Source organism: Flavobacterium sp. XN-5 (genome assembly GCF_008033395.2).
Lineage (GTDB): Bacteria > Bacteroidota > Bacteroidia > Flavobacteriales > Flavobacteriaceae > Flavobacterium > Flavobacterium hiemivividum.
Genome location: NZ_VOGZ02000005.1, coordinates 232890 through 246051, shown reverse-complemented (window position 1 = coordinate 246051; position 13162 = coordinate 232890). Strand labels below are relative to the sequence as shown.

Sequence of the window (13162 nt, the reverse complement as noted above, 5' to 3'; positions counted from 1 at the left end):
GCTATTAAGAATAAACCCGTTACGTAAGAAAGACGTAACGGGTTTACGGTATTATAAAAAACGCAGTTTGCAATTACTTAGTAGGTGCTTCTGCTTTATTAACTTTTACATTTAATTCTTGTGCGCCCTCTTCAATATCCATGAATATCTCATCTCCGGCAGCGATTTTAGAAGTAATAATCTCTTCAGCAAGACTATCTTCAACATATTTTTGAATGGCTCTTTTTAATGGTCTTGCTCCAAATTGCTTATCAAAACCTTTCTCTGCAATAAATGCTTTTGCTTTATCAGAAATTGTCAAATTGTATCCTAGTTCAGTAAGACGAGCATATAATTTTTTCAATTCAATTTCGATAATTAAATCGATATCATGTTTCTCTAATGTGTTGAATACAATTACATCGTCGATTCTATTTAGAAATTCAGGTGCAAAAGTTTTCTTTAACGCGTTTTCAATAATGCTTTTAGAGTTATCTTCAGCATTTGCTGTTCTTGCGGCAGTTCCGAAACCTACACCTTGACCAAAATCTTTTAATTGTCTGGCTCCAACATTTGAAGTCATGATAATTATCGTATTTTTGAAATCAATTTTTCGACCTAAACTATCAGTTAAATAACCATCGTCTAAGACTTGAAGTAGCATATTGAAAACATCTGGATGCGCTTTCTCAATTTCATCCAAAAGCACTACGCAATATGGTTTTCTACGAACTTTCTCAGTCAATTGACCGCCTTCTTCATAACCTACATATCCTGGAGGCGCCCCAACTAATCTAGAGATCGCAAATTTCTCCATGTATTCACTCATGTCGATTCGAACCAATGCATCCTCAGAATCAAACAATTCTTTAGCAAGAACCTTGGCTAATTGTGTTTTTCCAACACCTGTTTGACCAAGGAAAATAAAGGAACCAATAGGTCTGTTTGGATCTTTCAATCCCGCACGATTTCTTTGAATCGATCTCGCGATTTTTAAAACTGCTTCTTTTTGTCCAATAACTTTACTTTCGATCAATTCTGGTAAAATGGCCAGTTTGTTGCTTTCTGTTTGTGCAATACGGTTCACAGGAATTCCAGTCATCATGGAAACTACATCGGCAACATTGTCCTCTGTAACTTCAATTCGATTGTTTTTTGCATCCTCTTCCCATTGTTCTTGAGCAATTGCTAATTCTTTTTCGATGCGTTTTTCGTCATCACGAAGCTTAGCGGCTTCCTCGTATTTTTGTTTTTTAACAACTACATTTTTTAATTCTCGAATGTCTTCTAGTTGACGCTCTAGATCCAATACCTTTTTTGGAACTTCAATATTGGTGATATGCACGCGTGAACCTGCTTCATCCAAGGCATCGATAGCTTTGTCTGGCAAGAAACGTTCGGACATATATCTATTTGTTAACTTAACACAGGCTTCAATAGCTTCGGGTGTATAAGTAACATTATGATGGTCTTCGTATTTGTTTTTGATATTGTTTAAGATGGTAATTGTTTCCTCAACAGATGTAGGTTCTACAATTATCTTTTGAAAACGTCTTTCTAATGCACCGTCTTTTTCAATATATTGTCTGTATTCATCCAGCGTTGTTGCTCCAATACATTGGATTTCTCCTCTTGCTAGAGCAGGTTTGAACATATTGGATGCATCCAAAGAACCAGTTGCGCCACCAGCACCAACGATAGTATGAATTTCATCAATAAAAAGAATGATATCATCATTTTTTTCTAATTCATTCATTACCGCTTTCATGCGTTCTTCAAACTGTCCTCTATATTTAGTTCCAGCAACAAGACTTGCTAAATCTAAAGTAACTACGCGTTTGTTAAAAAGGATTCTTGAAACTTTTTTTTGTATGATTCGTAAAGCTAAACCTTCGGCGATAGCTGATTTACCAACTCCCGGCTCACCTATAAGGAGCGGGTTGTTTTTTTTGCGTCGGCTCAAAATTTGGCAAACACGTTCAATTTCTTTCTCACGCCCTACAACTGGGTCTAGTTTTCCTTCTTCGGCCATTTCAGTTAAATCCCTTCCGAAGTTATCTAATACAGGAGTTTTAGATTTCTTATTGGATTTATTGGCTGGATTATTGAAACTTCCCTCTTTAAGACTGTCATCTTGTCCTGAATCGTCATTGTATGAGTCTGTAGCTCTTGGTAAATTTTCCAAGAATTCTTCTTCGTTTGGTGTCATATTGATATATTGTTCTTTAGCTACATCATAATCAATTTTAAGTTTATTCAGTAGCTTGGTTGTGGGATCGTTTTCGTTTCTCAAAATACAAAGCAATAAATGCGCTGTACTCACAGAGGAGCTTTGAAACACTTTTGCTTCTAGAAAAGTTGTTTTTAAAGCGCGTTCTGCTTGTCGGGTCAAATGAAGATTTTTCTTTTCTAAATTTGTTTCGATGCTAGGAGTTGCGGGGCTTAGTATTTCTACCTTTCGACGCAAATGGTCTAAGTCGACAGATAGGTTATTTAATATTTGAATTGCTTTACCATTACCATCGCGAAGAATACCTAGCATCAAGTGTTCAGTTCCTATGAAGTCGTGACCTAAACGCAAGGCTTCTTCCTTGCTATAGGTTATAACATCTTTTACTCTTGGTGAAAAATTATCATCCATAATGTGTGTTTTGTATATGTAAACTTAGTGAATTAGTATTTTAAAAACAAAAATCGTACCCGAAGATGTCATGTCAGCTAATTGACAAAAAAATATGGGGAAATATTGTGAAAACGCACTTAATTTATTAAACAAAGCTCCTCTAATTTTGTTAATAAATCTTTGAAATTAGAATGCTAAAACAGGACTATAAATTTCAAAAAGCCGTATATTGGCACGTTTTGAAACTAATATAATATTTTAATATAACAACTTATGTCTGAAGGAGAAAAGTTAATTCCTATTAACATAGAAGATGAAATGAAGTCAGCTTACATTGATTATTCGATGTCAGTAATTGTATCAAGGGCGCTTCCAGATGTTAGAGATGGTTTGAAACCAGTTCATCGAAGAGTTCTTTACGGAATGTATGATTTAGGAGTTTTTTCAAATAAAGCCCATAAAAAATCCGCCAGAATTGTCGGGGAAGTTTTAGGTAAGTATCACCCTCACGGAGATACATCAGTTTATGATGCCATGGTTCGTATGGCTCAGGAATGGAGTTTGCGATATTTATTAGTGGATGGTCAAGGTAACTTTGGATCTGTAGATGGTGATAGCCCTGCAGCAATGCGTTACACGGAAGCTAGAATGCGCAAGATTTCGGAAGAAATAATGGCTGATATCGAAAAAGAAACGGTTGATTTTCAACTGAATTTTGATGATACTTTATATGAGCCAAAAGTAATGCCAACTCGTGTTCCTACTTTATTGATCAATGGAGCAACAGGAATTGCTGTAGGTATGGCGACTAATATGCCTCCTCACAATCTTACCGAAGTAATCAACGGTACTTTGGCTTACATGGATAATAACGATATCGAGATAGATGAGTTAATTACCTATATAAAAGCGCCGGATTTTCCAACAGGAGGAATTATCTACGGTTACGAAGGTGTTCGTGAAGCGTTTAAAACGGGTAGAGGACGTGTTGTAATGCGTGCTAAAGTTGGTTTTGAAGAAGTGGACGGAAGAGAATGTATCATTGTTACCGAAATTCCATACCAAGTGAATAAGGCCGACATGATCAAGCGTACTGCTGATTTAGTTAACGATAAAAAAATAGATGGGATAGCAAATATTCGCGATGAATCAGATAGAAACGGTATGCGTATTGTTTATATCTTGAAGCGCGATGCGACTCCAAACGTAGTTTTAAATACGCTTTACAAATACACGCAGTTACAGTCTTCTTTCAGTGTGAATAATATTGCATTGGTAAAAGGTCGTCCGCAAATGTTGAATCTGAAAGATATGATTCACTATTTTGTGGAGCACCGTCATGATGTGGTAGTTAGAAGAACACGTTTCGAATTGCGTAAAGCTGAAGAAAGAGCTCATATTTTAGAAGGATTAATCATTGCTTCAGATAATATTGACGAAGTAATCGCTTTAATTAGAGGTTCGAAAAATACCGAAGAAGCTCGTGAAAAATTAATCGAAAGATTCAAATTATCAGATATTCAAGCGCGTGCTATCGTAGAAATGCGTTTGCGCCAATTAACAGGTCTGGAACAAGACAAGTTAAGAGCTGAATATGAGGAATTAATGAAGTTAATAGCGCACTTAAAAGCATTGTTAGAAGATATTAATCTTAGAACGGCTTTAATTAAAGACGAGCTTATCGAAATACGTGATAAATACGGAGATGAGCGTCGTTCTCAAATTGAATATTCAGGTGGAGATGTAAGTATCGAAGATTTAATTGCTGATGAGAATGTAGTTATTACAATTTCTCATGCAGGATATATTAAACGTACAAATTTAACAGAATACAAAACACAAAATAGAGGTGGAGTAGGTCAAAAAAGTGCTGGAACAAGAGATCAAGATTTCTTAGAGCACATGTTTGTGGCTACTAACCATCAATATATGATGTTCTTTACTCAAAAAGGAAAATGTTTCTGGATGCGTGTTTATGAAATACCAGAAGGAACTAAAACTGCTAAGGGTAGAGCGATTCAGAATCTTGTTAATATCGAAAGTGATGATAAAGTAAAAGCATTTATTTGTACACAAGACTTAAAAGATCAAGACTATATTAAGAGTCATAATTTAGTTATGGTGACTAAAAAAGGTCAGGTTAAGAAAACTTCTTTAGAGAAATATTCTAAACCTAGAGTGAATGGTGTAGCTGCAATTACAATTAGAGAAGGGGATGAATTATTGGAAGCTAAATTAACGAATGGTGAGAGCCAAATTATCCTTGCTGTTAAATCAGGGAAGTTAGTTCGTTTTGAAGAATCTAAAACCCGTCCAATGGGAAGAACAGCTTCTGGAGTGCGTGGAATCTCGCTTAAGGATGATACTGATGAAGTTATTGGCATGGTTACTGTAGATAAAGATGCTGTGAACGAATCTCAAGTTTTAGTTGTGACTGAAAATGGATACGGAAAACGTACTAAATTAGTTGATGACGATGGAGAAGATGTTTATCGTATTACTAACCGTGGTGGAAAAGGAGTCAAAACTTTAAATATTACTGAGAAAACAGGTAATCTGATTTCGATCAACGCGGTTACTGATGCCGATGATTTAATGATTATCAACAAATCAGGATTAACAATTAGAATGGCTGTCGAAGACTTAAGAGTTATGGGACGTGCTACTCAAGGTGTGAAATTGATAAACTTAAAAGGTAAAGATTCTATCGCTGCAGTTACAAAAGTGATGAAAGATGATCCAGAAGTTGTTGTTGATGAAGACGGTAACGTTATTGAAGTGGAAGCAATCGAAAGAGTAAAACCTATCTTAGAAGTTTTAGAAGACGAAGGTGTTACTGACGAAGATGAGAGCGAAGATGACGAAGTAGAAGATGAAGCTGAGGATGAGGCAGACGATGCTGATGACGAAGTGTAAACAAGAATGATATACAAAAACAAAGATTAATTAATTATTAAATAGAATTTTATGAAAAGTAAATATGCAGTACTAGCGTCAGCTTTATTGATATCAGTAGCATCTTTTGCTCAAAAAGATGAAATTAAAGCTGCTGAAAAAGCGCTGAAAAAAGGAAGTACTCAAGAAGCAGCTACTATTTTACAAGGTGCTGAATCTTTATTGTCTAATGCGAGTGCTGACGAAAAAGCACAATTTTTCTTTTTAAAAGGAAATACATATCTTGAGTTAGCAAATAAAAACGTTGATACAGATAAAAATTTAGCCTTGGCTGCAGATGCTTATTTAAGTTTAGTAAATGCAGAGAAAGCGTCTGGAAAAGCTAAATTTTCTGCCCAGGCTGCGACATCAATCATTGATATAAAGTATAAATTGATTAATAGTGCCATTGCTGACTCTAAAGTTGAAAAACATTCAGATAGTGCAAAGAAATTGTACGATGCTTATTTATTGGACAAAAAAGACACTTTAAATCTTTACTATGCAGCTTCGACTTATGTAAACGCAAAAGAGTATGATACAGCATTAAAGATGTACGAGGAGTTAAAAAGAATGAACTACTCTGGAAAAGGAACTAGCTACTTAGCGGTAAATAAAATTTCAGATAAGGAAGATCTTTTTAATACCCTTGCAGAAAGAGATAGAGCTGTTAAGTTAGGTACGCACGAAAAACCTACTGTTGAAGTTATTCCTTCAAAAAGAGGAGAGATATACAAAAACATGGCCTTAATTTTGGTCGAAGGTGGTAAAACAGAAGAAGCTAAAAAAGCAATTGAAGAAGCTAGAGCTGCTAATCCTGACGACACTTCATTGATATTAACACAGGCAAACTTGTATTTAGAAACTAAAGACTTTGATACTTATAAAAAGTTAATTAATGAAGTTTTAGAAAAAAATCCTAATGATGCAGATTTAGTATTTAACTTAGGAGTAATTAGCGGTAATGCTAAAGATCTTGTAAATGCTGAAAAATATTATGATAGAGCGATTGCAATTAACCCTAAATATGTTAATGCTTATATAAATATGGCGGCATTAAAGTTAGACGCTGAGACTGGTATTATCGATGAAATGAATAAGCTAGGAGCGTCTGATAAAGATATGAAACGTTATGCAGTTTTGAAAACCCAAAGACAAAACGTATTTAAAAGCGCTATACCTTATCTAGTAAAGGCATTAGAAGTAGATCCAAAAAATGATGATGTAGCTAAAACACTTTTAAATGTGTACAGTGCATTAGAAATGACTGCTGAAAAGAAAGCTTTGCAGGCAAAAATGAATTAATACATTAGTTTAAAACTAAAAAAAAACCTATCTGATTTAGTTCAGATAGGTTTTTTTATATAATCTTTTTTATGACTCTAAGTTTGTGAGTGTGCTTGTTAATTTCGGGATTATAAATCCCTAGATGATCTAATCTATCAATCCGTATTTTTCCGCTGGCATGGATAATATAGTTGTTTTCCATGATGATACCTACATGAATAATACTGCCTTCTTCATTGTCGAAAAAAGCCAAATCACCTGGTTCACTTTCTTCGATAAAGCTTAAAGCTTCTCCTTGAGTGGCTTGTTGCGAAGCGTCTCTTAGTAGTTTGTAGCCGTTAAGTTTGTAAACCATCTGTGTAAAACCAGAACAATCAATACCAAAAGGTGTTTTCCCACCCCAAAGATAAGGAGCGTTAAGGTATAAAAACGCGGTGTTTATGAGCTGCTTTTTATCTTTTACACCATTTACTTTTGTTCCTTCAAAATCAAAGTTACTTGTATTTATAGCCTCGTTGCTAATAAATGAAATAGAGGCTCCTAGAGGAATTGGCATCAGTAAATTATCAGATCCAGTGACGTATTCGATTAAATCAGCATTTAAAATAATAGGTTCGTCAGAAAGCTGATTGAAGTCAGACTCTGAAATCACTTGGTATTGTTTGGAATCTACCCAGCCTTCATACCCATCAAATTGCATCTTGATGCGAGACCATTGTTTTTGTTGTTCTAAAACTTCAAAATGTTCACCAAATAAAACTTGAGAAACGATTTCGCTTCTATCATTTGGTTCAAACCGAAGCGGGATAATAGCCAGATTACAAATTCCGAACATTTAGGTAAAATTATGGGTTTAGAATTAGGAGTTGCAAGTGATAGAACTTGCAACTTCTAATTCAAAAATATTTAAAGTCTTTCTATCACAATTGCTGAAGCGCCACCACCACCATTGCATATAGCTGCGGCTCCAGTTTTAGCATTATTTTGCTCTAAAACATTCAATAAAGTAACAATAATTCGAGCTCCTGAACATCCTAGAGGATGTCCTAGTGAAACGGCACCACCATTTACATTTAATTTATCATTTTCTAAACCTAAAATTTTAGCATTTGCAAGTCCTACGACTGCGAAAGCCTCGTTGAACTCAAAATAATCAACATCACCGATTGCTATTCCTGCTTTATCTAAAGCTTTAGGAAGTGCTTTAGATGGGCTTGTTGTGAACCATTTCGGTTCTTGAGCAGCATCAGCATAGCCTTTGATGAATGCAAGAGGTTTTAATCCTAAAGAAAATGCTTTTTCTTCGCTCATTAAGATCATAGCTGCTGCACCATCATTTATGGTTGATGCGTTTGCGGCAGTTACAGTTCCGTCTTTTGAAAAAACAGCGTTTAATGTTGGAATCTTATCTATTTTGACATTTGTGTATTCTTCGTCTCTTGATACTATAATTGGATCTCCTTTTCGTTGCGGTACAGCTACAGGAACTATTTCGTTATCAAACTTACCAGATTCCCAAGCTTTTGCTGAACGCTCATACGATTGAATTGCGTACTTATCTTGATCTTCTCTAGTGAAATTATATTCAGTCGCACATAAGTCCGCACAAACGCCCATAGCGTTGTTGTCGTAAGCGTCAACAAGTCCGTCCTTTTGCATTCCGTCAACCATAGTCGAAGGGCCAAATTTAGTTCCAGCTCTCAAATTCATGTAATGCGGAATTAAACTCATGTTTTCCATACCACCAGCAACTACGATTTCGGCATCACCGCATTGGATAGCTTGTGCTGCTAGCATTACTGATTTCATGCCTGATGCACATACTTTATTTATTGTTGTGCAAGCAACGGTATTGGCTAAGCCTGCAAAAATTGCAGCTTGACGTGCGGGAGCTTGTCCTACACCGGCCTGAACCACATTACCCATATATACTTCATCAACTAATTTTGGATCTAATTTTATTTTATCTAAAGCTCCTTTAATGGCTATAGCGCCTAATCTTGGAGCAGGCACTGTAGATAATCCTCCCATAAAGCTTCCGATAGGTGTCCTAACGGCAGAAACGATAACAACTCTTTTGTTCATGATTTTTGTAATGTTAGTTTATCTAGCAAATTTAATCAAATTAATATAAAATCTGATTTTGATTTGGGTATTATATTTTTCTCGAAATAAATATGATTTTTATTTCAAGCTATATGTTTGATTGTTAAGTGGTTTTATAAAAATGCGAAAAAACATTAAAAAAAAGCCCTGAAATAGTTGTGAGTAATGCAATGAAGTGTTACATTTGCAACCGCAAAACGAGACATGTTTCTCTGAGCTTGGAGGGGTGCCAGAGTGGTAATGGAGCAGTTTGCTAAACTGTCATCGGGTAACCGGTGCCAGGGTTCGAGTCCCTGTCCCTCCGCTTACTTTTTTTGTTTCGAAAGATAGCATTTTCGAATTAAATAACTCAAATATTTTGAGAGCTATTTGAAAAAAGTATAATAATGATTTTATGTTTTACGGGGTGTAGCGTAGCTCGGTTATCGCGCCTGCTTTGGGAGCAGGAGGCCGCAGGTTCGAATCCTGCCACCCCGACAGAATAAACTTTTTCCATTTAAGTTTTAAAAGAAAAATGGAGGCATAGCTCAGCTGGATAGAGCACCTGCCTTCTAAGCAGGCGGTCGAAGGTTCGAATCCTTCTGCCTTCACAAAAACGACACTAGTAATAGTGTCGTTTTTTTTGTTTATAATAATTTCAAATGTTTTATTTTTATAAAAAAAATAACATCATGACGCTTCCTACTAAATCACTTTTTCTTTTCTTGTCGTGCTTTGCGATAATTTCTTGTAAAGCACAAATAGAAATCCCTGCCAATAATGCAAACTTAGCTCAGTTACATGACACCACATTTGTAAATTTAAAGGACTATAGTAGCGATTTTGTGTATGATATGAAATATGCAACTGACGATAATTTTTTGAAAGCTACGGTATACGATTGTGCGGAATGTTTTTTGCGTTTAAAAACGGTAACGGCATTGGTGGAAGCCAATAAAGAATTTATTAAAAAAGGATATAGAATAAAGCTTTTTGATTGCTACAGACCCTTAGATATTCAAAAAAGAATGTGGACAATTGTTTCCAATCCAAAATATGTTGCTGATCCTGCTAAAGGATCTATTCACAATAGAGGTGGGGCAGTAGATATCACTTTGGTCGATGCTGCAGGAAACGAACTGGATATGGGAACTGGCTTTGATTTCTTTGGTATCGAAGCCAGTCATGGTTATTCTAAGCTTTCACAAGAGGTGAAAGACAATAGGCTGTTATTAAAAAACGTAATGATAGCGTCGGGTTTTATGCCTTTCGATTCAGAATGGTGGCATTACAATCTAAAATCAGGACTGAAAGATGCTGTTTCTAATGTGAAATGGGATTGCGAATAACTTATTCGATACACTTTAAATTATTTATAAAGTAGTTTTCGGGTTTGTAAACTTTATTATCTAATTCGGATTGAAACTCCTTTTTGAGTATATAATCTTCATTTTCAGTTAAGTATTTGATTCGCATCATGGAAACTGGAGCACTTTTTAGATCTTCAAAACTTCCTTTTGGGAACATAAAAGATGCCGTAATAACTCTATTGTCATATCCTTTATCGTCGCGTATCAACGACCCGCAATTCTCTTGATCAATGTGCAGTAAAGTCACTATCTTCCCATTAAATAACTGTAAATAAAGTTTAGAATTTTTATCAAAACAATTGGCTTTCATAAAATCTTTACTTTTTTGAAGCATTTGAACATTCAATGTTGGTAAACCATCTGTCATTGCTAATGAATAGAAGATGTAGCTGGAGTTTCCTGCAAAGTTTTTCTCCCAGATTATATGGTCTTTAGTAGATTTGTAAGTTCCTATAGAATCTGTGACGTTAACACTATAATCGCATGGCGCTTGAGCAAGGACATTCCCTGATATGAATAAGAATACTAGTATGGCGAGTTGTTTCATTTTTATTATATTTTGGTGCAAATTAAAACAATTTTATTGTTATTCTCATCAGTAGTGAAAAAACAATAGAGATTTCCTCCATCTTTTATTTTCCATTTTTTTCGAATATTTTCTACCGTATCTGGAAAGTTTCTAGTGGTAATATTTGCTTTCTTATCCTGCAAATAAGTTTTCATTTCATTTTTACTGTAAGGGATACAACGTGTGATCTCAAAAATTCTTCCAGGGAAAGAAATTAGGTTTGCCGATGTATATAAATGAGAATGTTTGTGCAGTTTGTTTAAAGCATAGAAAGTGGCTACTTCATCAAATCCTCCTGATTTCATTATCGCGCTATTGGGCTCGTATAAATAGCTTTGAGGTAAGTCGTAGTTTGGTGTTTGTGATTGATCACTCCAAATAAAATCAAAAGTTTCGGTTTTATCTTTTAAAATGTTAATTGTCTTAATCTCAATTTTTCCCTGATAATCTTTATGCAATTCCCACAGCAATTCTTTTACATCATTTTCTAAAGCTACAATATGAATGGTTTTTACATTTTGCAACTCTAGTACGCCGGCAGCAATATCAAGTAAAGGAGCGGTTTTTATTAAAATAGCATCCGAATTTTTGAAATATAAGTCAAGATTGTCAGGAACGCTTGGTAGGCAGTCTTTCAACATAAAAACTTTGCCTTTGGCATCATTGCGTCTCGAAGGATCGATATAGATCCAGTCCCATTTTTGGTATAATGATTCTAGGGTAGCTGCGCTGTCTCCAGCGTAGCAGCTAATATTTTCAATTCCTAACTGGTCATAATTATGTGCTACGATTTTAGATAATTCAGGATTAATTTCGCAGTGAGCGACCGTGCTGACACTTTTAGAAAAATAAAAATCATCTACGCCAAAACCTCCTGTAAGATCGATTAATTTGGCACCAGATACAATCGTAGATTTATAGTGTGCCGTTTTTTCAGAGGAAGTTTGTTCTATCGAAATTTTACTGGGATAGATAATGTTTTTGGTCTTAAACCAATTGGGTAATTTGTCTTTCGCCTTTGTTTTGGCTTCAATTTGATTCAAAATAGCAATCCATTCTACCTCTGGAAACGGATTTTTTTGCAATGCCAATTTTGCAATACTGACTCCAATATTATGATCTATAAATTCTTGAATTTCAGAATTTAGTATGTTAGAATCCAAATTAAATGTTTTTAGTTAGCATGAGAATTACTTTATTCTGCGGAAAAAATTCTTTACCTACCACTTTTAGAATAGTATATAGTGGAACTGCCGCAATCATTCCTAAAATGCCAAAAAGAAAACCTGCAATAAGGATCACAAGGAATATTTCTAATGGATGTGAACTGACACTTTTAGAAAAAATGATAGGCTGTGATAGATTGTTGTCGATAATTTGAACAATCCAGAAACCAATTAATACATAGATGGTTGTAGGTAAAATTTCGCTCTGAAAATCACTTCCGAGATTACTTAGCATTGTTAAAATCGCAGCTAAAACGGATGCGATTAGTGGGCCTATGTATGGAATGATATTTAAAACTGCGCATAAAAAACCGATAATAAACGGATTGGGAACGCCAAAAATAAGTAGTACGGTAAGATATAAAATAAAAACAATAAATAATTGGAGTAATAATCCAATAAAATAACGAGATAGTAAGGAATTTATTTTTTCTAATGAGTTAAGTGCTTGGTTTTCATGGCTGTTCGGAATAAGTTTTATTGCTCCCGACATAAATGATTTTCGCTCTTTAAGAAAGAAAAAAGTGATGAACAATACAGAGGCTAATCCCATTCCGAAACTGCTTATGGTTCCCAGAATTGCATTTAAAAAATTTGGAATAATGTTGAAATTTATTTTAGAACTAATATCTGCAGAGCCTAAGACTTTAGATGAATCAATATGATGATTTTCTAAAAATTGAGTTATTTGATTCACTAATTGAAGCGTCTGCTGTTCAATAGCGGCAGTATTTAACAACGATAGATTTTGACCTTGAGATAAAATTAAAGGAATAAACATCATTATGAAGCCGGCGATAATTATCACAAAAATGAATAAGGTAGCAATAGTTGCAAAAACATGGTTGAACTTTAATCGTTTTCGAAAGAAATCTAAAATAGGATTTCCAATTAAGGTAAGGATTAAAGCGACAATCAAGTAGATTAATACGGATTGGATTTGGTAGAGAAAATAAAGAAGTAGTGTAGTTAATACTACGACGGCTATTGCCTTTAATATTCCTGATGCTATAATTCTAGACGTGACCATTAATTTTTATTTTGGAGCTAAAGATAAAAAAAACTCGCTAACAAGTAGCGAGTTTCAGTA

Annotated in this window: 9 protein-coding genes and 3 tRNA genes; 6 read left to right on the top strand and 6 right to left on the bottom strand. The window is 34.9% G+C overall.

The annotated features are described in order from the left end of the window. Positions 1-73: 73 nt before the first annotated feature. Complete coding sequence (locus FQU23_RS10860; RefSeq protein WP_147673838.1) at positions 74-2620, bottom strand: ATP-dependent Clp protease ATP-binding subunit; 2547 nt, start codon at positions 2618-2620, stop codon at positions 74-76. A gap of 255 nt (positions 2621-2875) precedes the next feature. Between FQU23_RS10860 and gyrA the strand changes: the two genes are divergently transcribed. Then, a complete protein-coding gene (gene gyrA / locus FQU23_RS10855; protein ID WP_147673837.1) occupies positions 2876-5518 on the top strand; it encodes a DNA gyrase subunit A in 2643 nt (880 codons plus the stop codon). A 51-nt stretch (positions 5519-5569) separates the two neighbouring features. Further along, the gene (locus tag FQU23_RS10850) at positions 5570-6841 is read left to right on the top strand and encodes a tetratricopeptide repeat protein (protein ID WP_147673836.1); all 1272 of its coding nucleotides are present in this window, start codon (positions 5570-5572) and stop codon (positions 6839-6841) included. Between the two features lie 55 nt (positions 6842-6896). On the opposite strand, the gene FQU23_RS10845 is transcribed toward FQU23_RS10850, so the two are convergent. Together FQU23_RS10845 and FQU23_RS10840 are read right to left on the bottom strand one after the other, a co-directional pair. Beyond that, positions 6897-7658, bottom strand: coding sequence for a C40 family peptidase (locus FQU23_RS10845; RefSeq protein ID WP_147673835.1), 762 nt, complete (start codon positions 7656-7658; stop codon positions 6897-6899). A 71-nt stretch (positions 7659-7729) separates the two neighbouring features. Then, positions 7730-8908 (bottom strand): acetyl-CoA C-acyltransferase, encoded by a 1179-nt coding sequence (locus FQU23_RS10840; RefSeq protein WP_147673834.1) that lies wholly within the window; start codon positions 8906-8908, stop codon positions 7730-7732. Positions 8909-9149: 241 nt separating this feature from the next. Here FQU23_RS10840 and FQU23_RS10835 point away from each other — a divergent pair. The 4 genes from FQU23_RS10835 (at position 9150) to FQU23_RS10820 (ending at position 10257) form a co-directional block, all read left to right on the top strand. Continuing rightward, positions 9150-9233: transfer RNA gene (locus tag FQU23_RS10835), tRNA-Ser, on the top strand. Between the two features lie 98 nt (positions 9234-9331). Next, positions 9332-9406, top strand: a tRNA-Pro gene (locus FQU23_RS10830). Positions 9407-9445: 39 nt separating this feature from the next. Beyond that, a tRNA-Arg gene (locus tag FQU23_RS10825) sits at positions 9446-9519 on the top strand. 81 nt (positions 9520-9600) lie between these two features. After that, a complete protein-coding gene (locus tag FQU23_RS10820) occupies positions 9601-10257 on the top strand; it encodes a M15 family metallopeptidase (protein WP_147673833.1) in 657 nt (218 codons plus the stop codon). A gap of 1 nt (position 10258) precedes the next feature. Here FQU23_RS10820 and FQU23_RS10815 read toward each other — a convergent pair whose 3' ends face one another. Genes FQU23_RS10815 through FQU23_RS10805 form a run of 3 tightly spaced genes read right to left on the bottom strand, consistent with a single transcriptional unit; the run spans position 10259 to position 13102 of the window. Continuing rightward, positions 10259-10825, bottom strand: coding sequence for a hypothetical protein (locus FQU23_RS10815; protein ID WP_147673832.1), 567 nt, complete (start codon positions 10823-10825; stop codon positions 10259-10261). 5 nt (positions 10826-10830) lie between these two features. After that, positions 10831-12009 (bottom strand): THUMP-like domain-containing protein, encoded by a 1179-nt coding sequence (locus FQU23_RS10810; RefSeq protein ID WP_147673831.1) that lies wholly within the window; start codon positions 12007-12009, stop codon positions 10831-10833. 1 nt (position 12010) lies between these two features. Further along, entirely contained in the window at positions 12011-13102 is a 1092-nt protein-coding gene (locus FQU23_RS10805; RefSeq protein WP_147673830.1) for an AI-2E family transporter, read from the bottom strand. Between the last annotated feature and the right edge of the window lie 60 nt (positions 13103-13162).

Bases quoted from the DNA above. Each gene is read 5' to 3' on its own strand.
- FQU23_RS10860 (WP_147673838.1), bottom strand. From the start codon at position 2,620: ATGGATGATAATTTTTCACCAAGAGTAAAAGATGTTATAACCTATAGC.
- gyrA (WP_147673837.1), top strand. From the start codon at position 2,876: ATGTCTGAAGGAGAAAAGTTAATTCCTATTAACATAGAAGATGAAATG.
- FQU23_RS10850 (WP_147673836.1), top strand. From the start codon at position 5,570: ATGAAAAGTAAATATGCAGTACTAGCGTCAGCTTTATTGATATCAGTA.
- FQU23_RS10845 (WP_147673835.1), bottom strand. From the start codon at position 7,658: ATGTTCGGAATTTGTAATCTGGCTATTATCCCGCTTCGGTTTGAACCA.
- FQU23_RS10840 (WP_147673834.1), bottom strand. From the start codon at position 8,908: ATGAACAAAAGAGTTGTTATCGTTTCTGCCGTTAGGACACCTATCGGA.
- FQU23_RS10820 (WP_147673833.1), top strand. From the start codon at position 9,601: ATGACGCTTCCTACTAAATCACTTTTTCTTTTCTTGTCGTGCTTTGCG.
- FQU23_RS10815 (WP_147673832.1), bottom strand. From the start codon at position 10,825: ATGAAACAACTCGCCATACTAGTATTCTTATTCATATCAGGGAATGTC.
- FQU23_RS10805 (WP_147673830.1), bottom strand. From the start codon at position 13,102: ATGGTCACGTCTAGAATTATAGCATCAGGAATATTAAAGGCAATAGCC.